The 24180-nt window shown below is 46.3% G+C and carries 17 protein-coding genes and 1 pseudogene; 8 read left to right on the forward strand and 10 right to left on the reverse strand.

The features are described 5' to 3' along the window. Positions 1-9: 9 nt before the first annotated feature. The 3 genes from EAE30_RS01415 to cra all read right to left on the reverse strand — a co-directional run bounded on the left by EAE30_RS01415 (position 10) and on the right by cra (position 5302). Entirely contained in the window at positions 10-3045 is a 3036-nt protein-coding gene (locus EAE30_RS01415) for an SbcC/MukB-like Walker B domain-containing protein (RefSeq protein WP_123014329.1), read from the reverse strand. Continuing rightward, on the reverse strand, positions 3046-4188 hold the full coding sequence (locus tag EAE30_RS01420) for an exonuclease SbcCD subunit D (protein WP_123014330.1): 1143 nt from the start codon (positions 4186-4188) through the stop codon (positions 3046-3048). A gap of 127 nt (positions 4189-4315) precedes the next feature. Continuing rightward, complete coding sequence (gene cra, locus EAE30_RS01425) at positions 4316-5302, reverse strand: catabolite repressor/activator (RefSeq protein ID WP_123014331.1); 987 nt, start codon at positions 5300-5302, stop codon at positions 4316-4318. 338 nt (positions 5303-5640) lie between these two features. On the opposite strand from cra, the gene fruB reads away from it, so the two are divergent. The 3 genes from fruB to EAE30_RS01445 are packed head-to-tail and all read left to right on the forward strand — an operon-like array spanning position 5641 to position 9507. Then, positions 5641-6774: a fused PTS fructose transporter subunit IIA/HPr protein gene (fruB, locus tag EAE30_RS01435; RefSeq protein ID WP_123014333.1), complete on the forward strand. Its 1134-nt coding sequence runs from the start codon at positions 5641-5643 to the stop codon at positions 6772-6774. A 10-nt stretch (positions 6775-6784) separates the two neighbouring features. After that, a complete protein-coding gene (gene pfkB / locus EAE30_RS01440) occupies positions 6785-7735 on the forward strand; it encodes a 1-phosphofructokinase (RefSeq protein WP_123014334.1) in 951 nt (316 codons plus the stop codon). A 17-nt stretch (positions 7736-7752) separates the two neighbouring features. Continuing rightward, positions 7753-9507: a PTS fructose-like transporter subunit IIB gene (locus tag EAE30_RS01445; RefSeq protein WP_123014335.1), complete on the forward strand. Its 1755-nt coding sequence runs from the start codon at positions 7753-7755 to the stop codon at positions 9505-9507. Positions 9508-9789: 282 nt separating this feature from the next. On the opposite strand, the gene EAE30_RS01450 is transcribed toward EAE30_RS01445, so the two are convergent. The 6 genes from EAE30_RS01450 to EAE30_RS01475 all read right to left on the reverse strand — a co-directional run bounded on the left by EAE30_RS01450 (position 9790) and on the right by EAE30_RS01475 (position 18537). Then, positions 9790-10167, reverse strand: coding sequence for a hypothetical protein (locus EAE30_RS01450; RefSeq protein ID WP_123014336.1), 378 nt, complete (start codon positions 10165-10167; stop codon positions 9790-9792). 427 nt (positions 10168-10594) lie between these two features. Beyond that, positions 10595-11323, reverse strand: coding sequence for an ATP-dependent zinc protease family protein (locus EAE30_RS01455; protein WP_123014337.1), 729 nt, complete (start codon positions 11321-11323; stop codon positions 10595-10597). A gap of 27 nt (positions 11324-11350) precedes the next feature. After that, positions 11351-12532: an amino acid aminotransferase gene (locus EAE30_RS01460; RefSeq protein ID WP_123014338.1), complete on the reverse strand. Its 1182-nt coding sequence runs from the start codon at positions 12530-12532 to the stop codon at positions 11351-11353. A 141-nt stretch (positions 12533-12673) separates the two neighbouring features. Further along, a complete protein-coding gene (locus EAE30_RS01465; protein WP_123014339.1) occupies positions 12674-13690 on the reverse strand; it encodes a Gfo/Idh/MocA family protein in 1017 nt (338 codons plus the stop codon). Positions 13691-14025: 335 nt separating this feature from the next. Then, entirely contained in the window at positions 14026-15189 is a 1164-nt protein-coding gene (locus EAE30_RS01470; RefSeq protein WP_164711764.1) for a sialate O-acetylesterase, read from the reverse strand. Between the two features lie 114 nt (positions 15190-15303). Further along, a complete protein-coding gene (locus EAE30_RS01475) occupies positions 15304-18537 on the reverse strand; it encodes a non-reducing end alpha-L-arabinofuranosidase family hydrolase (protein WP_123014341.1) in 3234 nt (1077 codons plus the stop codon). Positions 18538-18690: 153 nt separating this feature from the next. Here EAE30_RS01475 and EAE30_RS01480 point away from each other — a divergent pair, with 153 nt between their 5' ends. Next, entirely contained in the window at positions 18691-19638 is a 948-nt protein-coding gene (locus EAE30_RS01480) for an IS30 family transposase (RefSeq protein ID WP_123014135.1), read from the forward strand. 198 nt (positions 19639-19836) lie between these two features. Continuing rightward, positions 19837-20055 carry a hypothetical protein gene (locus EAE30_RS01485; RefSeq protein ID WP_164711765.1) on the forward strand — a complete coding sequence of 73 codons (219 nt, stop codon included), beginning with the start codon at positions 19837-19839 and terminating at the stop codon, positions 20053-20055. Positions 20056-20594: 539 nt separating this feature from the next. Here EAE30_RS01485 and EAE30_RS01490 read toward each other — a convergent pair. Beyond that, on the reverse strand, positions 20595-21542 hold the full coding sequence (locus EAE30_RS01490) for an IS30 family transposase (protein WP_123014135.1): 948 nt from the start codon (positions 21540-21542) through the stop codon (positions 20595-20597). Positions 21543-21870: 328 nt separating this feature from the next. On the opposite strand from EAE30_RS01490, the gene EAE30_RS01495 reads away from it, so the two are divergent. From EAE30_RS01495 to EAE30_RS01500, 3 genes and pseudogenes are all read left to right on the forward strand, one after another. Beyond that, on the forward strand, positions 21871-22662 hold the full coding sequence (locus EAE30_RS01495) for a PKD domain-containing protein (protein WP_123014343.1): 792 nt from the start codon (positions 21871-21873) through the stop codon (positions 22660-22662). Between the two features lie 12 nt (positions 22663-22674). Beyond that, a pseudogene (locus tag EAE30_RS19220) lies at positions 22675-22785 on the forward strand (PKD domain-containing protein); the annotation flags it as partial. Between the two features lie 75 nt (positions 22786-22860). Continuing rightward, positions 22861-24087 carry a glycoside hydrolase family 6 protein gene (locus EAE30_RS01500; protein ID WP_199287033.1) on the forward strand — a complete coding sequence of 409 codons (1227 nt, stop codon included), beginning with the start codon at positions 22861-22863 and terminating at the stop codon, positions 24085-24087. Positions 24088-24180 lie beyond the last annotated feature (93 nt).

Consider the following 24180-nt stretch of genomic DNA (forward strand, 5'->3'; position numbering starts at 1 on the left):
AGCATTTTGCTATGACACGAGATGAATCTGGCTCCCCATACGTGCAGCATGAATGTCCAAACGCAACGGAATCTGCTCTTTCAATTCACTGACATGAGAAATGATCCCTATCGTCCGTCCGCCCTGCTGCAAATCGACCAAGGTTTGAATGGCTAAATCCAGCGACTCCGGATCCAAGCTTCCAAAGCCCTCATCAATGAACAGCGTATCTAGACGCACTCCACCACTGTAGGATTGCACCACATCCGACACCCCCAACGCCAATGACAGTGCCGCCATAAATGACTCGCCGCCAGATAGAGTCGCGACATCACGCCATTTTCCGGTGTACCCATCTTCCACCATCAGATCCAATCCGGATCCCGCATTCCCTTTGGCCCGCTCCTGCTTGCGCTTCAACAGATATCGCCCACGACTCATGACTTGTAAACGTTGAGAAGCTTGAATCAGTACATCATCAAGCAGCACGCCAAGGACAAAACGGTGCAAGCTGACTTTGGCCCCCGTTCGTCCATTCGCAATATCACTTAATGTACCGTACACCTGATATTTCGCCTCTAACGCTTGGTTACGCGCATATAAATCGGCCAATTTGGCTTTCACTTGGCGTAAGTTATCCATCCGTGAAGAGTGCTGAGTCACTTGATTAAACGCGGCAGTCACTTCGCTTTGACGGGTATCCAAACGCGCTTCAAGCGGTGCCATATCGGGGACGACCTGTTTAGCAAGCTGCGTCTGTAAGCTCTCGAGCTGCCCGGTTAACCGCGCCCATTGTCCATCAAACGTATGGACTGCTTGAGTGAGTGCCGCTCGGCGCTCACTGCTTAAGCGCGCCTGTTGGTAGGCGGGCTCATCGGCGAATGGACTGTGTTGCAGCGCGGTTAACCACGCTTGATGTGTGGTATCCAAAGACTGCTGCCATTGCGCTAACTGTTCCGCGGCCGAGGTGACCGAAGCATTGGCGCCAGCTACGCTCGATTTAGATTGATTCAAGCGCTGTTCGGCCGCTTGCTGCTGCGTGGTTAACTCTTTAATCTGTTGTTCAACGGTTTGCTTGCGTGCTAGCACTTTATCGAGTGTATTCCAATCAGGATGTAAAGAAGCCTGTAAACGGTTAACCTCGGTTTCTAATTGGGTAAAACGCTGCTGTGCTGATTCTGCCTGCTGATTGAGCTGCTGAACTCGTTGTTTATGCTGACTGAGACTGTGTTCAGTTTGGCGGACTTGCTCCGCATAGTGATCAAGATTGACGCGTTCTAACCTTTGGATCGTGGCCTGCAGATCGTGACGCTGCTGCTGCAATTCCTCCAACCCCGCTTGCTGTTCTAACTCATCCTGCAATTGTGTCAGTTGCTGCTCGATATACTGATGATCAGAACTGGCTTGCTGATAAGCCGTTGCGGCCGCCAATTCTTGCTGGTGGCAAAAACGTTGTTGCTGCCTTGCGGTTTGCACCTGCTCTTTTGTGACACTGTCACCCAAGCTTTGCGCTGGATGCGGGTGCTCATGGCTGCCGCATACCGGACATGCCTCACCCGTTTGCAACCGCGCGGCTAAGATAGCAGCTTGGTTTTGGTGCCAACGCAGCTCAAGCTCGTCAGCGTGCTGAGACGCGGCTTGACTCGCTTGTTTGGCTGCCGTGTATTCATCCTGACGCGCCTGCATCGCTTGCTGCTTATCATGACGTTGCCGCAGCAACTGTTGCTCAGAAAGGCGCTTATTGATTCGTTCCACACATTGCGTTAATGCCAATTTGTGACCATCTAAGCCAGCGCGTTGTTGAGCGGCTTGCTCCCACTGCTGGCGTTGATGAATCAATTGCTGTTCACTCTCAGCAGTCGCCCGCTCCGCTTCTTGTCGTTGTTGCTGGTGACGGTGCAACTCATGTTGAGCTTGATTCAGCGCTTGTTGCTGAGTTTCGATCTGCCGGACATTGTGTTCCATCCCTTGCAAATCGTATTGCTCTTGCGTTAATGCTGGCAGATCTGCTTGCCGCGCTTGTACCTCATCGTAATGCGCTTGTGCTTGCGTCAGTGCTTGATTGGCATCATTCACCGCCTGCTGGGCTTGAGCATGTTGTTGCTGACTTCGCGTCGTTTGGGTCCGTGCATCTTGATATTGAGAATACGCGACGTCCAATTGAGCCGCTTGCTCGGCATACGCCACTTGCTGACGCTGACTCTCGATGCTGGCTTTCTGTGTGTTTAATTCATTTAACGCCTGTTTAAGCACTTCTAACTGTTTGAATTGTTGGCTAAGTTGCTGAGCTTCTTGCAAAGCTTGTTTGGCGTTATCGCGCTGCTGTTGGGCGATATTATACGCGGTTTGGCTTTCGGCTAATAATGGAGTCAACTCGGCGATCGCTTCCTCAAGCTCCGCTTCGTTGTCCAATGACGCCACATTGAGTGCCCCTTTGATTTGATTATCAAACTCGTCTTTTTCTTTGCGTATTCCCGACGCGCGCTCAAACAGCGCACGCTCAATTTGCGTATAAATGTGAGTTTGAAATAACTGACCAAATATCGCTTCGCGGTCTTTAGAATTGGCAATCAGTAGATCGCGGAATTTCCCTTGTGGGATCACCATCACCTGACGGAATTGATTCACTTCTAACCCTAATAGCTCTTCAACGCTTCGCCTCACTGGCGTGGGTTTATTTGCCAACAGTGTGTCTTGCTCGCCAACGCGGCGCACCAATGTCGCGCTATGAGTTTTACGGGTAAACCCTTCTCCGCGCTTTTTGGGCACCAATTGCTCTGGGTAACGCTCCACCTCATAGTGAGTATCTCCCAAAGAGAACGAAAATCGAACAAAAGTGAGTACATTAGGGTCGGCGTAGTCACAACGCATTTGATCGCCCGTGCGTTCACTACCCGTGGTTTCCCCGTAAAGTGCATAACAAATCGCATCGAGGATCGAACTTTTGCCTGCCCCTGTCGCCCCGTTGATCAGAAATAACGGCGCAGCCCCAAATCGATCAAATTCGATGGTTTGCTGATCGGCAAATGGACCAAAGGCTTGCAATGTCAAAGAAATAGGACGCATTTATTCACGGTCTCCTTGCTTTAATTCTTGAACCACGGCAGCAATCGCCTCAGATTGCGCTGGCGTCAGCTCGCTTTGCTGGGCTTCCTGAAAAAAATCCGCAAACATATCCACTTCACTGCGCTTTAAACGCTGGCTCGCGACTGGCTGATCCATGCCAATCAACATACCAGGTTTTTCAATATGCAATACATTCGGGTAGACCTGACGCAGTTTTTCCATTGGGTCGAGAATCGCATGCTTATCAGTTAGACGCACTAAAAGGTAATCATTGGGGCGAGGATCATCAGCCGCCTTAGCAATAATCTCTTCAAGCTCCCCTTCAATAATGCGCATGTCATGCGGAGAAATTAGCGGAATGGATTCACTACTGACAAAACCTTGCTGATCAAACGTCACCAATGTCATCCCTTTTTTCTGATGTTGCTCGGAAAAACTGTATTTCATTAAAGAGCCGGAATAACGGATAGAATCACGCCCCTTTTTCTGTGGCTGATGCAGATGGCCTAATGCCACATAATCAAACGGTAGAAAGTGCTCATGGTTAACGCGATCAGAGCCGCCAATCGATAACGGCCGTTCAGACTCCGATTCCATCGCACCATCAACAAAACAGTGACTCAATAAAACATGGTGTTGTGACGGATCGAATGTCTTGGTGATTTTTTCACACAATAACTGGTGCGCTTCATCGTGACTGTGAACCGCTTCTTGATAGGCATGGCGAACCACTTCCGGATCGTGGTATGGCATACCATAGAAGGCCACCTCACCCGCGTCGTTCGAGGACAACACCACAGGTTCTAACATCTGCTCAAAATTGGCAATGATATGCAAACCTGCATCACGCATGTGGCGCGCACCAAAGGCAAGACGTGCCGCGCCATCATGATTGCCAGGTATCATAATCACTGGCACGCCCATATCCTGACACAGCGTGGTTAATACGTGATCGAGCAACTCAATCGCATTGGCTGGCGGTACAGAACGATCATAAATATCTCCAGCGATGAGCAAGGCATCAACGGGGTGTTCCGCGATATATTGGACAATTTGATTTAAGATTGCCGCTTGATCGTCCAGCAAAGAAACATTGTGAAACTGACGACCAAGGTGCCAATCGGAGGTATGCAAAAACTTCATGAGTGCCCTGTTGTTTTGCGCAAAAGGAATGGCACTCAGTATACCCTAAGTCCGGCCCCGACTGCGACTGCCACTCGGACCATTCATCGACAATTTGGGCAGAGAATAGCCGAGACCATCAAGTCGGTCACCGCTGATAACGCACGCGAAGTTTACGTGGTATGAATTCGATGCCGGGCTGACACCGTTTCGCCGACGCATTCAACGCTAACTCCAAAGCGCTATCCGCAATTAACTCAAATTGCTGGGGCATCGAGTTCACTTTGGTCGGTAAAAAATTGAGTAAGCGATTGTCACCAAAGGTCGCCAAACGAATACGCTGCATGACCTCTGGATATTCAAGCAACACATCTAATATGCCTTCTAACAAGGTATACGAAGTGGCCACCACGGCATCAGGCACACATCCGGCCTCCAGCCAACGGGTAAATACCGCACGCGCATCATTGCGATGGAAGTGTTCTCCATAGCCCAATAATGGCACTAATCCGTATGGCGCGATGGCATCTTCAAACCCCAGTTGACGCTCCTGCGAGACGTTCAATTCTGGCAGAGCGCCAATCAAGCCAATACTGCGTACCTCATCATCCACGACTGAGCGTGTCAGTTCGAGTGCCGAATTAAAATCCTCGCTGATGACACAAGCAAAGTATTCATCATCGAGCGGTCGGTCAATTGCGATAACCGGTGTGCCAGACTCTTGCAGCGTTTGATAGAAATCGCTGGCGTTCGGCATGGTACTGGCGACAAACAAGGCTTCGATGCGGCGGCTGACTAAAGTGCTCGCCACTTCTCGCTCAGTATCAGGATTATCATCCGAGCACGCAATGAGTATTTGATAACCCGCTTGACGAGAGTTTTGTTCAAGCAGCTTGGCCAGTTTGGCGTAACTGGTATTTTCTAAATCCGGAATGATCAAACCAAACGAGCGGCTGCTCCCCGCCCTTAATGCCGAGGCAGCATGATCAGGACGATAATTGTGCAGAGCGACAATATCCAATACTTTCTTCTGTGTTTTTTCACTAATCCGGTATTTCTTTGCTTTACCATTAATGACATAACTTGCCGTTGTCTTCGATACACCAGCCAACTTGGCGATCTTATCTAGGGTCATAGTTTCGATCTCATTTTAAACGTTTTTACTGTCAATGTGCGTAGGATCATAAAAATCGCGACCTCTTACTTTTTGCAGTTGCATTCTTTGCTGAATCGATTCAGTATAGCACGCGAAAGAGTTCAGTAAAGCTATAATATAATCGACCTATTCCGTTTTATAGACTATTTTTGATTCTGTGAAACAACATTGATTTTTGATAAAAAATGGCTTCGCTGAACTTTTTGATTGCTTTACTGAACCGATTCAGCTGTTCGATAATAAAGCACAAACGAAATACCACAACATAGAAATGTGGTGACAACAATAAAGCCGCAAGGCTATATAAAGGGGCAAACATGCTGCAACTTACTACGCAAGATATCAAACTTGGCCAAGCACAGAGTGACAAGCTTGCTGCGATTCGAGCGATCGCTGAAGACTTAACTGCTCACGGTTATGTCGCGGACGGTTATGTAGAAGGAATGTTGAACCGGGAAGGTCAGAATTCTACGTTCTTAGGGAATGGGATTGCCATTCCACACGGAACGACAGATACCCGTGACCTTGTTCACAGTACTGGCGTGGCCATTCACCATTTTCCTAATGGTGTCGATTGGGCTGACGGCAATACTGTTTACGTTGCGATTGGTATCGCGGCGAAATCTGACGAACACTTAGGGATTTTAAAGCAATTAACCAAAGTGCTTGCGTCAGATGGCGTTGAAGAGAGCCTAAAAGCAGCGAAGACTGAAGAAGACATTATCGCGATTTTAAACGGTGATGTGCAATTTGACGCAGATTTGGATGCGTCATTGGTACAAATCCAATTCCCAGCAACAGACATGGTGCAACTCAGTGCCGTTGCCGGTGGATTGCTGAAAAATAAAGGCAATGCCAATGCCGACTTCGTGGCAGAGCTAGTGACGAAAGCGCCAACATCATTGGGCAACGGTCTATGGCTGGTCAGCAGCAGCAAAGGCGTGCAGCGCACAGGTCTGTCGTTTGTCTCAACCAATGCTGACTGCCAATTCGATGGTCAAGCGGTGAAAGCGCTGATTGCCGTCGCGGGCTGCAACGGCGCCCACCAAAGTCTCATGAACAACATCGCGACGCTCGTCTTCAAACAGCAGCAAGCCGATCTTGTCAGTGCGGATTCCGCACAAAATGTGGTGGCGCTCTTAAGTGGCGAAGAAGTCTCAAGCGCTTCCAGCGATGACAATACTCAAGTCTTTACGATTAAAAATTCACACGGTTTGCACGCCCGCCCTGGCGCGATGTTGGTGGCAGAAGCGAAAAAATTCGACGCAACGATCAAGGTCGTCAACCTCGATGGCGATGGCCGTTCAGTGAACGCAAAAAGCTTAATGAAAGTGATTGCACTTGGTGTCAAAAAAGGCCACCAGCTTCAATTTACAGCAGAAGGTGCGGATGCCTCAGAAGCATTGGCAGCCATTGGCGCGGCAATCGACTCTGGTCTAGGCGAAAGCTAAGGAAATCGTTATGACGAAAAAAGTAGTCACGATCACGCTTAACCCAGCATTAGATTTGACCGGTAGCCTTGATACCGTGAATGTTGGCTCGGTGAGCTTAGTCAAAGACAGTGATCTCCATGCCGCAGGTAAGGGTGTCAATGTTGCCAAAGTTCTTAGCGATTTGGGAGCCGATGTTACTGTTACGGGTTTCTTAGGGGCTGATAACCAAGAAATGTTCGCACAGTTATTTAGCGAAATGGGCGCACACGATGAATTTGTACGTATTGCAGGTTCGACTCGTATTAACGTGAAATTGGTGGAAGCCAATGGCGAAGTCAGCGATATCAACTTCCCAGGCATTCACGTCAATGAGGAAGCCATTGCTGCTTTTGAAGACACGCTAATGCGTTTAGCCGACGATCATGATTTCTTTGTGATTGCGGGCAGCTTGCCAGTGGGCGTCTCTGCCGAGCAATGTGCTGCATGGATTGAAAAACTGCATCAAATGGGCAAAAAAGTCTTGTTTGATAGCAGCCGTGCCGCATTAGCACAGGGCCTCAATGCTCACCCATGGTTGATCAAACCTAACGATGAAGAATTGGCACAATTTGTTGGCCGCGAACTGCATACACCAGCAGAATGCCGCGTTGCTGCAGAAGAGCTGGCTGACAAAGGCATTGAGAATATTGTGGTCTCAATGGGTGCGAATGGCACCATGTGGTTTAACCAAGGTGAATGGCTTCATGCTCAACCACCACGCATGAATGTTGTGAGTACTGTCGGTGCTGGCGATACGCTGGTGGCGGGTATGTGCTGGGGACATATGCAAGAAATGGAGAAATCTGAACTCGTTCGTTTTGCTACTGCGCTGTCTGCATTAGCCGTGTCCCAAGTGGGCGTGGGTATGGATGACGTACAAGCACTGAAAACCCTACAAGAAAAAATCCAATTAAAACCAGTAAGTACACTTACTGAATAAGACAAAAGGTCATCACTATGAATATTGCCATTATTACAGCCTGCCCAAGTGGTGTGGCGAACAGCATCATAGCCGCTGGCTTGCTAGAGCAAGCCGCTCAATCACTAAACTGGACTGCAAAAGTTGAATGCCAAAGTTCGGTGATTGACGCCGCCCCTCTATCACAAGCGGATATTGACGCAGCGGACGTGGTTATTATTGCCGCGAATACGGATATTGATACGTCTCGTTTCGTTGGTAAGAAAGTCTACCAAAGCGACATTACAGCATGCATGGCAGATGCTGCCGCGTACCTAAAAACCGCGACAGAGCAAGCAACCGAACTGACCGCAGACAAAGTCACCAAAGCCGCTGAAACTGTCTCCTCTGCAGGTGAAACGGCGGGTAGTAAGAAAATCGTTGCGATTACAGCGTGTCCTACTGGTGTCGCGCATACCTTTATGGCCGCCGATGCCCTAACAGAAGAAGCCAAACGTCTTGGGCATGAGATTCATGTTGAAACACGTGGCTCAGTGGGCGCGAAAAACCAACTTACAGCCGAACAGATTTCCCAAGCAGATGTCGTGATCATCGCCTGTGATATCGATGTATCTCTTGATCGTTTTGTCGGTAAAAAACTGTATCGTACCAGTACTGGTGCGGCACTGAAGAAAACGGAACAAGAAATCAATAACGCGTTTGCGACCGCATCTGTGTACCAACAAAGCGGCGCTGGCTCTACAGAAGAAAGTAGTGGCCAACAAGAAGAGAAGAAAGGCGTGTACAAGCACCTAATGACTGGTGTATCACACATGTTGCCAGTCGTCGTTGCTGGTGGTCTATTAATCGCCCTTTCTTTCGTGTTCGGTATTAAAGCATTTGAACAAGAAGGCACGTTGCCAGCAGCACTGATGAACATTGGTGGTGGCGCGGCATTCAAGCTGATGATTCCTGTACTTGCGGGCTTCATCGCCTTCTCGATTGCTGACCGTCCAGGTTTAGCGCCAGGTCTTATCGGTGGTATGTTAGCAAGCACATTAGGTGCGGGCTTCCTGGGTGGTATTCTTGCTGGTTTCATCGCTGGTTACTCTGCCAAACTGATCGCGGATAAACTACCGATTCCAACTTCAATGGAATCCTTGAAACCCATTTTGATCATTCCATTTGTGGCAAGTTTGTTCACGGGTCTTGTCATGATTTATGTTGTCGGCACACCTGTCGCAGCAATCATGACGGCGATGACCAACTTCTTGAACAACATGGGTGAAGCAAACGCCGTCGTACTTGGTATTATTTTAGGCGCGATGATGTGTTTCGACCTTGGTGGTCCAGTGAACAAAGCCGCATACACGTTTGGTGTGGGTCTACTTGCATCTCAACAATACCTACCAATGGCTGCAATCATGGCCGCAGGTATGGTTCCGCCACTCGCGATGGGTCTTGCGACCTTCGTTGCACGTCGTAAGTTTGTGACAGCAGAACGAGAAGGTGGTAAAGCTGCGTTTGTGTTAGGCCTGTGCTTTATTTCTGAAGGTGCGATTCCCTTTGCAGCGAAAGATCCGGTACGCGTCATTCCATCATGTATGATTGGTGGTGCAATTACAGGTGCTCTATCAATGTACTTCAATATTAAATTGATGGCACCACATGGTGGTCTCTTTGTTCTATTGATTCCTGGTGCGATTTCACACGCATTGCTATACCTCATCTCCATTGTGGTTGGTACTGTCGTGACAGCGGTTATCTACTCCGCCATCAAACCCGTGCCTAAAGTAGAAAGCAACCTACTATAAAACGTTGTACACAAATGGTGAGAGAGGCGTATGTATGTCTCTCTTACCCCTTAAAAAACCGATGCCAAGCGCATCGGTTTTTTATTGCTCGCTCTTCCTTCTTAACATTCCCTTCTCAATATGGCTCTCTAACGCACAGCACGCCCTGTTAACATGGCGTACTTATCAGTCATTTCAAAACAGGGATAAAAGAGACGTCCGTGATAATCTGGACGCTAAAAATGAAAACGGCACCAATGCGCAAACCACACATTGATGCCGTATAAATGATGTCGAGAAAAATTACATAATGAGATTAACAGTCAGCAGAAGCGATTTGGATTCAATATCAATGGTAGCCATGTACGAATTGCTCGGCTCTTCTTCATCAGCAAAGCTAACACGCGAAGACTCGTTGAGGCTGTCACTCAACCCTATCGCTTCAGAGCGTTTACTCTGAGTCGCAAGCACCGCCACATCATTCGATAACTCTTGAGGCAAGCCACTTTTCAATCGATTAGCATCGTATATGAAAAGCGTATCGACTTCGCAACTGATATTCATGCATACCGCGTTCTCCGTCATTGATGGCTCGGTCATCTCAGCGTTCGCCAACGCATTGGGGGCTGATATAAACCATGATAAACCAACAAACAATTGAGCAATCGCGATAGATTTCATAGCTAGACCTTTCGATAACGGAGTTTAACCGATTGATTGATATGAACGTTTTCACTTTGCTGCATTAAGGCAACGCAACAATGCCTACTTCCATCACACATCAATGACACGATGAGCTGAATAACCACCAAGAAGGCTAAAAAGCGAGTTAACATTACCATGAGAGCCTTGCTGCAAGAATAACCCGATCGGATAGTTTTTAACCATAACCGCAAATTTACGACATTAGTTAACGATTCATTACAGCAAAAGACGTTTATAATCGCGGAAAGAATTTACATGAAAAGTTCTCAGCAAACACAGTGTCAAAGGTTCCTCTAAGTCAACGTATGACCCCGTCACTATTACTTGAATAGTCATAAAAATAAAAAAAGTCAGCGATAATACGCTGACTTTTTAATCGGTTTAAGAGACTTGCTAAGAGCAATTATTCCACTGTTTTTTTCTTATCATCGTTCTCTAAGTTTTTGCCCTGTACATAAGTACGGCCGACATCGACAACTGCAACATCTTTGAAGAAACTACGGCCTAACAGTAATGGGTACGACAGATGAGTACGGTCCGCCAATGTAAATTCGGTTTTCTCTTTAAGATCACCAATTTCGACCCACATACGCACAACGGCGCGGCGTTCACCTTTTTCAGTATTCGCCTGTTTGATTCTTACCCAGCGATCAACGGGTAAACTGACTTCTTCACTCTTAATACCATTGTGCTCAAGTTTGAATTTAACCCAATCTTTCCCATCGCGCTCAAACGGTTTCACATCGACTGCACTCAATGAAGAGGTGGTCGCACCCGTATCGACACGTGCATCAAGATTTTCTTTCAGATTCGGTAAATGAACCCATTCTTTCGAACCCAGGATAAGTTTACCGTCACTGAGCTTTTTGCCTTCCACTTTCGGTCTTACAACCTGCGGCTTCGTGCTCGTGTGGGATGTCGTTTTCTTATCTTTAACAACAGCGTCCTGTTTCTTTTTACTCTCTACCACATCCTGTTTTTCACTCGGTGCTGTGGTTTTATGTTTCTCGATCTCAACAGCAGTTTTTTGAGTACTGTCATCTGAATTTGGAGATTGAGTTGCTGTGGTGGTACATGCCATTAGCCCGCCGCTCAACATCAGAGGTACTAAGATTTTCCATTGTTGTTTCATTCATTCACCTAATTAGATGGTTAAGACTTAACACACTTTTATAATTGAATCAGCAACGTAAGGGATTGCATCTTCTGTCAGTCCAGCAATATTGATACGACCATCTGTCACACCATAAATTGCGAACTCCTCGCGCAAGCGAGACATTTGTTCTGGCGTTAATCCTAACACCGAAAACATCCCTTTGTGCTGTTCGATAAAGTCGAATTGTGAAGTATTCAGTTTATTTCTCAACTCTTTACACAAACTTTGACGAAGGCTTAACAAACGATGCTGCATTTCACTAAGCTCTGTCATCCAGCTGGCTTTCAGTTCATCATCCTGTAACACCGTTCTGACAAGGGCCGCACCATGGTCTGGCGGCATCGTGTAAGAAGCGCGAGCTAAATTCAATAATTTCCCTTTTGCATTCGCGGCATGTTCAGCGGTTTTGGCAATCACCATGGCGGCACCCGTGCGTTCGCGGTACAAACCAAAGTTTTTAGAGCAAGAAACCGTCAGCATCATTTCGTCGACATGCTCGGCCATGTAACGCAATCCGGCACTGTCTTGTTCAAGACTGTCGCCAAAACCAAGATACGCCGCATCCACGAATGGAGTAAAGCCTTGCGCTTGTGCTAACTGAGTAACCGCTTGCCAAGTTGCAAAGTCCATATCCGCTCCAGTCGGGTTATGACAGCACCCATGAAGCAGTACCACATCCTTAGGGCCAACGTTTGCAAGATCGGCTAATAATGCCTCGGTATCCACAGTTTTTGTTTCAGAGTTAAAGTAAGCATAGTACTCCACCTTTAATCCTGCCGCTTCCATGATGGGAGCATGATTGACATAACTGGGATTTGATAACCATACGGTCGCTTCCGGCTCAGCAAATTTGATCAGATCGGCAAACATACGTAAGCCACCACTGGCGCCAGGAGTTTGAATCGTAGCGACACGAGCCTGCACTGAGGGCTGCGGTAAGATTAAATCTGTCATACTTTGATTAAAGCGTTCACAGCCCGCGATACCGACATACGCCTTGGTGGTTTGCTCAGCAGTCACTCGGGTTTGCGCGGCACTGACGGCGTTCATGATCGGCGTAAGCCCTTGACTATTCTTGTAGACACCAATACCTAAATCGACTTTTTCTTCACGAGGATCAACTTGATAAGCTGCGGATAACGAAATAATCGTATCGAGTACCGGAGTCGGTAAATGGGAGAACATATAAAATCACTGCCTTGTGTCTTCAATAATAATGCTCAATTTAGCATTGCTCGGATAAAAGCCAAACTAAATTTGATCTTTTTAACCATAGAACGTCAAGAATGCTTAAGCTTTGAACAAATGGGACGAATCCCCTTGTTCTCATTGTGTTGCCACACCATTAATCTGCGTCAAATGCGTAAACCCATTCGCACTCAAAGCCGCTTCAACACAGGCAATCACCTGACGACCGACACGCTTTTTGATGATATCTGAGCTCGTGGCTTGCTGACGGATTAAGTCGGTCATATGGATAATTTCATGCTCAAAGCCGCCACCACAAGGTGATGTATCAATACGATGCTCTTCACCTTGATAATGAATGGTAATATTTTTTGGATTCCACCATTTTTCTGCAATCGTAATCGTCAAGTCTGGGCCAGTCAGAGTGGCCACTTTAGACAGTTCTCTCGTAATCGAACCGCCAATTTTGCCACTAACGGCACCAGAAAAGTGATAAATCGCCGTGTCATCGACTTGTGATTGGGGATTATCTTGCATAAATTCCGTGGTTAACGTCCCCATAGGCTGACCTAAACACTCGCATAGGTCGGCATATAGCCACAGCGGATACACACCGACATCCAATGAGGCCCCTCCGCATAAATGAGCGTCAAACAAACGACTGTTATCATCAACGGGTACCACACCACCGAACGCGGCCTCAACATGATCAATCACTAATTGCTTATCTTGAATCCATTGGCGCAGCGCACGATAAGCAGGAAATGTCAGTGTTTTCATTGCTTCAATCAGCAGCAGGCCTTTTTGTTCAGCAAGAGACATCATCGCGTCCCAGTCAGCAACATTGGTTAATGCAGGTTTTTCAACCAGTACATGCTTACCGTGATTTAAGTACAGCTCGATCAACGGTTTATGAGCGGGATGAATAGTGGCAATGTAGACAACGTCGATATTGGGATCGTGTGCTAATGAGACATAAGAGTCATAGCTTACTTGCCCATCAAACTGCTCAACAAATGTTTTAGCACGTGCACTATGACGAGCCGCAGCGCCATAAAAAAGAGCGTTAGGACAATGATTCACCAGATCGTTGACAAAACGATGAGCAATATGACCCACACCAGCAATCCCCCAACGGACTTCAGACTTATTCATAAACGTTCCTTATTATACTTCTCAAGAGATGGCGACATTGTCTGCGGTCACCACAATAAATGAATCCATCGATGGAAAGCGAGAGGTAAGAGCCAGCCTCTAAAAAGCCGCGCGCTCAACCGCTTAGTCCAGCGAATAAACCGTTTATTCGCAGCATAGTATCACTCACCATTCACTTGGCTTAACAACCAAAGATTGGGGAAAAATACTCAACTTATCGTGCAAAACAGACTAGAAATAAAAACAGGTAATAGTATCACCTATTACCTGTGTCATAGAGTGGCAATAGCCCAAAGTTCGCTCACCGTCATCTTATATAGGTATCGCCACGGGGATTATAGTGCGCCAAAGCCTATGGAGCCGTTGCAGTTCAGCCATTCAGAAAATGTTCCGCCCCCACAAGTGCCATTGCCCCATGCTCCTGAGTTATCGTATTGATCTTCAGCTTGGCGAACCGCACCATTAACGACAATATAATCAACTTGCACATCGCGATTCCCGCCATCATTAGTAAAGCCCACACGAATATCACCGGTGGCATCGGTGTGTATCGTATAATCTGTCATTGTATTTGTCGCGGTCCAGCTTTTTACTGTGGTCCCACCGACTTGCAGATTAACGCTTTCATCGCCAACCACGCCGCTTAACCGAACAACGATAGTGTGATTGCCTGTCCCATCATTATCCCCGGCACTCGTGTCCACCAACTGTAACATTTTGGTTGCATAACGCCGCCCCATTTCACGCGCGCCAGCCGAATCGAAATGATACTGATCGTGAATATTCAAACCGGCTGCACTGACAACATGGGCGTTGGTAATTAATGAAGGCAATTGCGCGATTAAACGATTATGGCTAGAGCAGCAAGCTGGGTAAGGAAGCTCTCCGGCAATAAAAGGAACATTACCAATGCCCAAATCGTTACGAATATCGGTCACTAATTGCTTAACACGTCCAGGCCAAGCCGGATCCCCAGTATTACTTTCACCTTGATGGAAAATAATGCCTTTTATTACCCCTCTCTGCTGAGCTTTGCGGGCCAAATCAAGCAACCATTGATAGCCACCAATAAGGTTATTCGGTGTCGAACCAAAGCTCGGAGTACATGCGTTAAAATCACGACAATTTTTCAGAAAATATTCTATTTTTTGTCCACCATGTGCCGCGCCCACTAACCCAATTGTGACATTAGAATCAGAATTGTTGGCCATGATTTTACCGAAATTATCACCAGGTCCTAATGCACCAGAACAACGGACCAGCGGTGGAGAGGCCACACGCCATTGACCATAGTATCCGATGCCGCCACACGATTCGTCTTGCAGAACCATGACTCGGGGATTCGTGACACGGTCTTGAGGCTCGACAGGTGACGCGCCTTCCATATTTGATTGACCCACCATCAAATACACATGAAAGTTGGGATCCGGTGCTGCCACAGCAGACATCGACAATAAAGCAAGCAGCGCGGTGAAGCCCGATCTTTTTATAAAGTTCATAATCATCATCTTAATAGTGTGTTGTAAGATTGAATGTGGCGGCCTACATTCACCACCACATCATTACGATATCCATCGCTACCCGTTCTCAGGTAGCGATGGCTAACTGCCTGACTAATTGGCGCTGATCAATCCCAATTTATACGGTAAGCGATTGTAGTCTGATACGCCGGAGTTTGGATTTTGCCCTTGATACAAATACTGCATATTACACGCATTAATCTTAAGGGTTTGATCGTATCCTGAACGGATCATCTCACCGTGACTAATATCATCCGTCCATTTACCACTAGGGAATGCAACATTGGCCGCGCCTGCAAAAGGATTGGATTTAGTATCAGCTAACGGTGTCCAAGGACCGTCTAAACTCGTCGCCGTCCAAGACCGGAAGTAACGAGGAGCATAAGCTTCTACTAATAATAAGTATTTATTGGTGCCTTCAACTTTGTAAACGTTGGACGCTTCAAACAATCTCGCAACGCTATCTTGCATAACGACTTCATAACCGGAAAAGTTCGGGAAGTTACCAATCGAGACTTTTGAACGATACAACTTGCCGTCATTACCAGAGAAGAATAAATGGCAATAGTTATCGTCACAGATGACCCAATAATCGATACCATTACTCAACCCATTACGTAACAACGGTTTAGGCGTAGTCCAACCCGCTGGATTACTGATGTCCGTGTTAGTGGAATATTTCGCGCCCCATTGGTAGATCATGTACCATCTATTTTCCGGCTCAAAGAAGAAGACTTGAGGGGCCACCGTATTGCCTGCACGAGTGGTGCTCATATCAACTTGATTGGCAGAACCGGCTTGGTTCCAATCACTAAAGTTTAAATACACACCACCCCAGTTGTTTTTCGCCGTATCAAATACCGTCGCAAATACGTGATATTTATTGTTGTAGCGCACAATGGTTGGGTCTTTAATTGACGCCCAATTACGTCGTTGCGGAGAAATCAAGGGGCCAGTTGATGTCCAGCTAAAGCTTGATTGCAGATCACACGTTTGATTCGCCCCATCAGTGTCGCCACCAATTGAAAAATCATCCGCATAAAAACTCACCGTTTCATTGTCAGATTCGATAATAAAGTGCTCAAATGGCGTGCCGCTTTGGGTATAAAAACCTTGTAATAAGGTCCAGCGATTCGCCGAGGCAACCGCCGTCGCCACCTGTTCATACTCATTATAAGTTGAGCTATCGCCGTCTTCTTGGCGTTTCGCTGTCAACGTGATAGGCGTATCCGCTGAGCCTGCGGCTAATTTAACCCATACCGCGACATCATATTGATTACCATTCACTAATGAGCCGACATTAAAGGTCATACCATGCCAATTTGCCGTGCGCCCCGTAATCAATACACTTGATGAACCACTGTGACTTTGTGCATTGCTTAAACGAATAGAGCCGGCCGTTTTAGACCAATTCATTAAGCTGCCTTCGGCACCACCATTGTCGGCAAAGTTGTTATCAGGGACTTGATACTGACCGCCATCACCTGCCCCACCATCACTGGTCAGCAAACGAATATTGCCGTTAGCAGCATTCAAAGTCACTTTATCTAATTTCGCGCCATCCTCACGTCGTAAAATCCTGAGTGTATGATCGCCAGCCGCAACATTATTGAACGTCTGCAGAGCAATTTTATCCCATCCATTAGTGGCAAGGTTATTTTGAGTGATCCAACTTCCGGAATCTAACCGATAGTAAAACGAATCATCGTAACCAGCAGCTAATGACGCAAGCATTTCAAAACCGATATCCGTTTTTTGAGACACGCGGAATGTGATTGCTACCTGTCCACTCGCAGAGTTAGAAGGGCTACTTAAGACTTGATTAGTGCCGTTGTTAGGCCATTCAATGTATCGCCCGTTGGATGCTCCTCCTTCTGATTTCACACTCAAAGGACTAAACCCACTTTGCCCAGCGAAAGACTCTAGCTCAACCGATAATGAGCTACTGCCCGCATTGCCACCACTGCCGTTAAATTGATACCAATTTAAGTTATGCCAGCCATTGGCACGCAAATACACATCATGCACACCACTTATCGTCGTGTTTAATGCATTAAGTTGAGTTTGCCAAGTTTGCCAGCCACCAGTGTCATTAATATTAATGGTTGCGACCGGCGCGTTATTGAGACTATCCAGAATCACGTCGACACTGGAGCCAGTGTCGGTTGCTGCGCGCAATTTCAGTTCTTGGGCCCCGTTACCAAAATTCACACCCGAGACTTTTATCCAATCTCCTGTGCCCATCATAATGTTCAAAGTACCATCAGACGCCTTCTCCGTTTCAATGCCGCTTTCTTCATCAAACATCTCAGCTTGATTGATATTAAACGCATTGACGGTTTTCAGTTGAGGAGCGCCAGCTCGTCCAGCATTGACTTGTTTTATGCTGCCATCACTGTTGTACTCCAAACGATCGACGTTGACTGAGCGCTGAAATGTACTTGCGCCACGCTCGTTAGCGACCACCCGATTATGATAAAAAATGTAACTTTTCCCTTTATAATCGACAATGGAGGCATGATTGTTATTGGAATTATTTTCCCATGGGTTGGGCAAAATCGTACCTCGATAGGTAAACCCTGTGGTCGGATTGTTGCTGGTCATATAATTAATTTTCATGCCCGAACTGGTGTCGGAAGAATACGATAAGTAGTACGTACCGTTATGCTTATGCATGTAAAGCGCTTCAAAGAAATTCGGAACATCGATGGATATCGCGCTGCCACTGGTGCTAATCATGTCATCATTTAATTTGATCACACGGGCATTGCCTTCACCACCGCCACCAAAGTACAAATAGGCTTGACCATCATCATCGATAAACACGCCGGGATCGAATATCCACTGAACGGCGCCATTGGGTGTGCTGCTATCAACCAGTGGCCGACCAAGTGGATCGATATAAGGGCCTTCAGGCTTATCAGCAACCGCGACACCAATTGAGCCGCCACCATCAGGAAAATACAGATAGTATTTTCCATTCCGCTCGATAAAATCAGGGGCGTAAGCCAAATTAGCCCAACTGGTATTGGTTTTAGAATTCCAAATAATGCCATGGTCTTGCCAATTCACCATGTCATCGGAAGAAAATAAATAGTAATCTTTCAATTGGCTATAATCGGTTTGAGTATCTTGGTCGTGCGTGGTGACCACATAGACTCGCCCATTAAACACACGAGCGGCAGGATCAGCGGTATAAACATGTGATACAACAGGGTTTGCTGCCTGCGCGAAGTTAGGTACAGTCATACTGCTTGCAAGTACTCCAAGAACCATGGCTGCCGATGCCTTGGCATACATGGTCTTAGATAGACACTTTATATTCATTGTGGATTCCTTTTACAAAGTAATAATATCCTATGAGTTTGGATTAGGCCCGATTTCAGATAATAAGTGCGACATTCATGGAAATATGTAGAAGAGGAAGCCAACTGCTGAAAGTGGTACGCTCTTCTCGCCAAAGAAACAAGCAGTACTACCATGAATTATCAACAGTTGACCGAAGGCAGAAGATACCAGATTTCTGCTCTTTTGGAACGGGGAATTTCGGTTCCTGAAATAGCTAAAACAGTTCAGTGCCACCGCTCGACGGTATACCGTGAGCTTAAACGCGGTCGGAAGGGAGAGCATTATTGCCCTAACGAAGCCCAGATGTCGTCTACCAAAAAGCGCAAAACAGCACGTAAATACCGAATACCAAAGGAACGTGTCGATTTTATCCGCCTTCTTTTAGAAACAGATTGGAGTCCAGAGCAGATTTCTAATGTATTAACGAAAATTGGTGCATCTGTCAGTCATGAGTGGATCTATCGCTTTGTTGCTCAAGATAAACGCTTGGGCGGTAAGTTATATCGTCACTTGAGACAAGGTCATAAGCGGTATCGCCGAGGTAAACAAGAGAAAGCTCCAGCGATAAAAAATGCCGTTTCGATTGATGATAGACCAAGCATCGTTGACAGTAAGGAGCGGTTTGGTGACTGGGAAATCGACACTGTGCTAGGTAAGCATGGTACAGGTGCAATGGTGACTATTTTAGAGCGTAAGACTCGATTTTACGTGGTAAAGAAAGTGCCATCTAAGTCAGCGGATGATGTCACCAAAGCGACAATAGAGCTACTGAAGCCCTATAAGAAACATGTCCATACCATTACGGCAGATAACGGGCGAGAGTTTGCAGGTCATGAAACCATCGCAAAAGAATTAAAGGCTGATGTGTACTTTGCTCATCCGTACAGTTCTTGGGAGCGTGGTGCTAATGAGAATGCGAACGGTCTTTTAAGGCAATATGTGAAGAAAGGAACCGATCTAACGACAGTGACGGACATCGATATAGAGTTCGCTTTATCGCGGATAAATTACCGTCCGAGAAAGTGTTTAGGCTTCAAGCAGGCAGCCATTATATTTGAGGAGATGGCTTTAGCTTCTTGATATTGGAGAGTGTCGCACTTCGCAGTTGAATTCGGGTTTAATATACTTTAATTTTATCAATGACTTATTTTTAATATAAGGTTTATTTTATTTAGTGATTGGCTTTAAATCTTTGTATTACAATGTAATATTTTAAACAAATCGTGAAATGCCACTTTTTTAACAACCAAACATCAGAAATACATTATGTTGTTTAACGTGAATTACAAATATTTGGAAGCGCTGTCACGAGCTATAGCTGATATTTCCATCTTTCAAGAATTTCAAGAATATTTCAAAAAACAAGAAGCAAGGCAATGCTTGATGGAGGAGCGTGGTGTGCTTGTTTTAATAAAAATATGGTTATTTTTCAGTTTTTTAATGGATGTTTTGGGGGATTTTAGGCATGAGATTAACTTTTTATCGTCAATATATTAGTGAGTTATTGATGTAATATTTTCAGGTGTTTCAAATGTATACTCGTTTGCTCAGGATTTAGCACATTACTCTGGTCACAGATATACAATGTCTGAATGCTGACATTCTTTTCTGCGTGCGTTATTTCAATTCTTCCTCGGAAATAGAGAATTATTTGCCTTTCACATCCACAATCAGTTTTGTGTCGCCTCTATATTGTGATGCATACCTCAATGAATATTGTGTTGAGATTAATGTGCCTCTAAAAGAAGTGGCAAGGATCAAAGATAATAAAATGCTAATGGATGAGAAAAGTATCAATCTTGCACTTTTAAAGTAAAAGACTACGTTTTAGATTAGCGTGAAAATGCCGACATAAATTTAGCAAATTAGTTAACGAGATCACTTAAAAAGTATTCAATTACGCGACGCGCTTAACTGACGATTATTCTATTTTTACGTCATGCTAATGAAGTGATGAATATTATTTAAATACATCTCTTCATAGAGGCCATTTCAACGCCCCCGAATTCAACTGCGAAGTGCGACACTCTCCAATATCAAGAAGCTAAAGCCATCTCCTCAAATATAATGGCTGCCTGCTTGAAGCCTAAACACTTTCTCGGACGGTAATTTATCCGCGATAAAGCGAACTCTATATCGATGTCCGTCACTGTCGTTAGATCGGTTCCTTTCTTCACATATTGCCTTAAAAGACCGTTCGCATTCTCATTAGCACCACGCTCCCAAGAACTGTACGGATGAGCAAAGTACACATCAGCCTTTAATTCTTTTGCGATGGTTTCATGACCTGCAAACTCTCGCCCGTTATCTGCCGTAATGGTATGGACATGTTTCTTATAGGGCTTCAGTAGCTCTATTGTCGCTTTGGTGACATCATCCGCTGACTTAGATGGCACTTTCTTTACCACGTAAAATCGAGTCTTACGCTCTAAAATAGTCACCATTGCACCTGTACCATGCTTACCTAGCACAGTGTCGATTTCCCAGTCACCAAACCGCTCCTTACTGTCAACGATGCTTGGTCTATCATCAATCGAAACGGCATTTTTTATCGCTGGAGCTTTCTCTTGTTTACCTCGGCGATACCGCTTATGACCTTGTCTCAAGTGACGATATAACTTACCGCCCAAGCGTTTATCTTGAGCAACAAAGCGATAGATCCACTCATGACTGACAGATGCACCAATTTTCGTTAATACATTAGAAATCTGCTCTGGACTCCAATCTGTTTCTAAAAGAAGGCGGATAAAATCGACACGTTCCTTTGGTATTCGGTATTTACGTGCTGTTTTGCGCTTTTTGGTAGACGACATCTGGGCTTCGTTAGGGCAATAATGCTCTCCCTTCCGACCGCGTTTAAGCTCACGGTATACCGTCGAGCGGTGGCACTGAACTGTTTTAGCTATTTCAGGAACCGAAATTCCCCGTTCCAAAAGAGCAGAAATCTGGTATCTTCTGCCTTCGGTCAACTGTTGATAATTCATGGTAGTACTGCTTGTTTCTTTGGCGAGAAGAGCGTACCACTTTCAGCAGTTGGCTTCCTCTTCTACATATTTCCATGAATGTCGCACTTATTATCTGAAATCGGGGTTACCCTCTTTGTTTAGTGGAAGGACTTCACAATAAATCGCTTTGTCTATTTTATTTAGTCGCTATTTCTTGACGCAGATATGAGCGCCACCTAGACCCAAATAGTATGAATAATAAGCAGTGTGTTTATTCATGTAAACCGTACTTCAATCCATAACGTAGTCACCATCTTAATTGGGAAGATTAAGAGATGATATTAAATCCAATGTTAGGAGACTAGAAATGAGAAAAGGGAAGAAACAGATCCGGCTATTGCCGCTTGTCTTTGCAATAGGCGCAGCAATATCGTCCATTGGTGCGCAAGCCGCTTCCTGTTCGTATTCATTAACCAATGAATGGGATAAAGGATTTCAAGGTGTGGTCACTATCACTAACGACGAGAACACCGATATCAATGATTGGCAGATTGGCATGAAGTTCCCCGCAGGGATAGCTGTCACACAATCTTGGAGTGGAACACTTTCAGGCAGTAACCCTTATTACATTCAAAATACAGAGTGGAATGGAACCATCAAAGCAGGCCAAAGCTTAGCCGTTAACTTTATGGGAACTCGCAATGGTGTGAGTGCAGCCAATGTTGAACTCATGGGGTCAACCTGTAGCGGCACTGACACCCCTCCATCGAGCAATAATTTACCTGACGCGGTCGCTGACGCAACCCCTGTCTCTGGGATTGCACCGCTAGAAGTCAGCTTCAGTGCTGGACGTTCAAGCGATGCCGATGGCGATCCACTCACTTATATTTGGGATTTTGGTGATGGTGAAACCGCCGCAGGTAAAGACGTGACACATACCTATACCGAACCGGGCGAATACACGGCCAAACTGACGGTGGATGATGGCACGGGTGTGGATACGGCAACAGCCGTGATTAATGTCACCACTGAATCGGGCAACACTCCACCAGTGGCAGCGATGACCGTCACCCCCGCCTCCGGACAAGCACCGTTGTTGGTTAACTTTGATGCATCTGCCTCAACGGATGCGGACAACGATGTCCTTACCTATATCTAGGACTTCGGTGATGGAGCAACCGGGTCAGGTGTCAGTACATCACACACCTATGCCGATGCGGGTCAATATACCGTTTCACTCATTGTCACCGACAGTATCGATACCCATAAACTCGTCAAAACAGTCAATGTTACCGATGAGGATGTCCCACCAACAGTTGAACGTGTAGACAACCCATTCCGTGATGCCAAATGGTACGTGAACCCAGAGTGGTCAAGCAAAGCAGAAGCCGAACCAGGCGGTAGTGCCATCGCAGACCAAAACACCGGGGTTTGGCTAGATCGCATTGGTGCAATTGAAGGGACAGACACCAAAATGGGGCTGCGGGCACACTTAGATAAAGCGCTTGAACAAGGTGCAAACCTGTTCACTGTGGTGGTCTATGATTTGCCTAATCGAGACTGTAAAGCGGTGGCCTCGAATGGTGAATTGCTCATTTCGGAAGGCGACATGGTTCGCTATAAAAACGAGTTTATCAACCCAATTGCCGAAATCTTTGCCGATCCTAAGTATCAGAGCATCCGCATTGCGGCCGTTATCGAGATCGACTCTTTACCCAACCTTGTCACCAATTTGGACATTCCAAAATGTGCCGAAGCCAATGGCCCAGGTGGCTATCGTGAAGGGATCACTTACGCCCTGAATAAGTTCTCGCCAATCAAAAACGTGTATTCCTACATCGATGCAGCTCACTCAGGTTGGCTCGGCTGGGATAGTAACTTTGATCCGGCGATTACATTGATTGCCAACGTGATTAAAGGCACCGACGCAGAATGGGACAGTGTTGCAGGTTTTGTAACCAATACCGCGAACTACAGTCCATTGGTTGAAACTTACCTTCCAAATCCAGACAAGAATGTCGGCGGAGGCCCGATTCGCAGTGCCGATTTCTATGAGTGGAACCCGAACTTTGACGAAAAAGGCTATGCGATTGAGTTCCGTAAACGCATGATAGCCAAAGGCGCTCCCACCACCATCGGCATGTTGATCGATACTGGTCGTAACGGCTGGGGCGGTCCTGAACGACCCACTCAAGTCAGTTCTTCATCGGATAAAAACACCTATGTTGATGAATCAAGGATTGACCGTCGTTACCACCGTGGTAACTGGTGTAACCAACCAAGTGGTATTGGCTACAAACCATGGGCTGACCCTTATAACGGTGTCGATGCCTTCGTGTGGGTAAAACCACCAAGTGAATCTGATGGTATGTCTGAGCCCGACTTCCAACCGGACCCAGATGATCCAGCTAAACAGTATGATCCAATGTGCGATCCAGACAAAATGAGTAATGCCGCGGCTTATCCAACTGGCGCCATGGATGAAGCCCCACATGCGGGACGTTGGTACTCAGAAGGATTCCAATATCTACTGCAAAATGCTTACCCACCAGTGAGCACGCCAGCGGGTCCTCCTGCTGAATAAGCGGAATCAATAACCCGCTCTCTGACTGTTTCCAAATAATTGGAAACAGTCGGATAATCCACACCGGATCTTATAACAGATCCGGTGTTTCAT

It is taken from the genome of Vibrio zhugei (assembly GCF_003716875.1).
In the GTDB taxonomy this organism is placed as follows: Bacteria; Pseudomonadota; Gammaproteobacteria; order Enterobacterales; family Vibrionaceae; genus Vibrio; species Vibrio zhugei.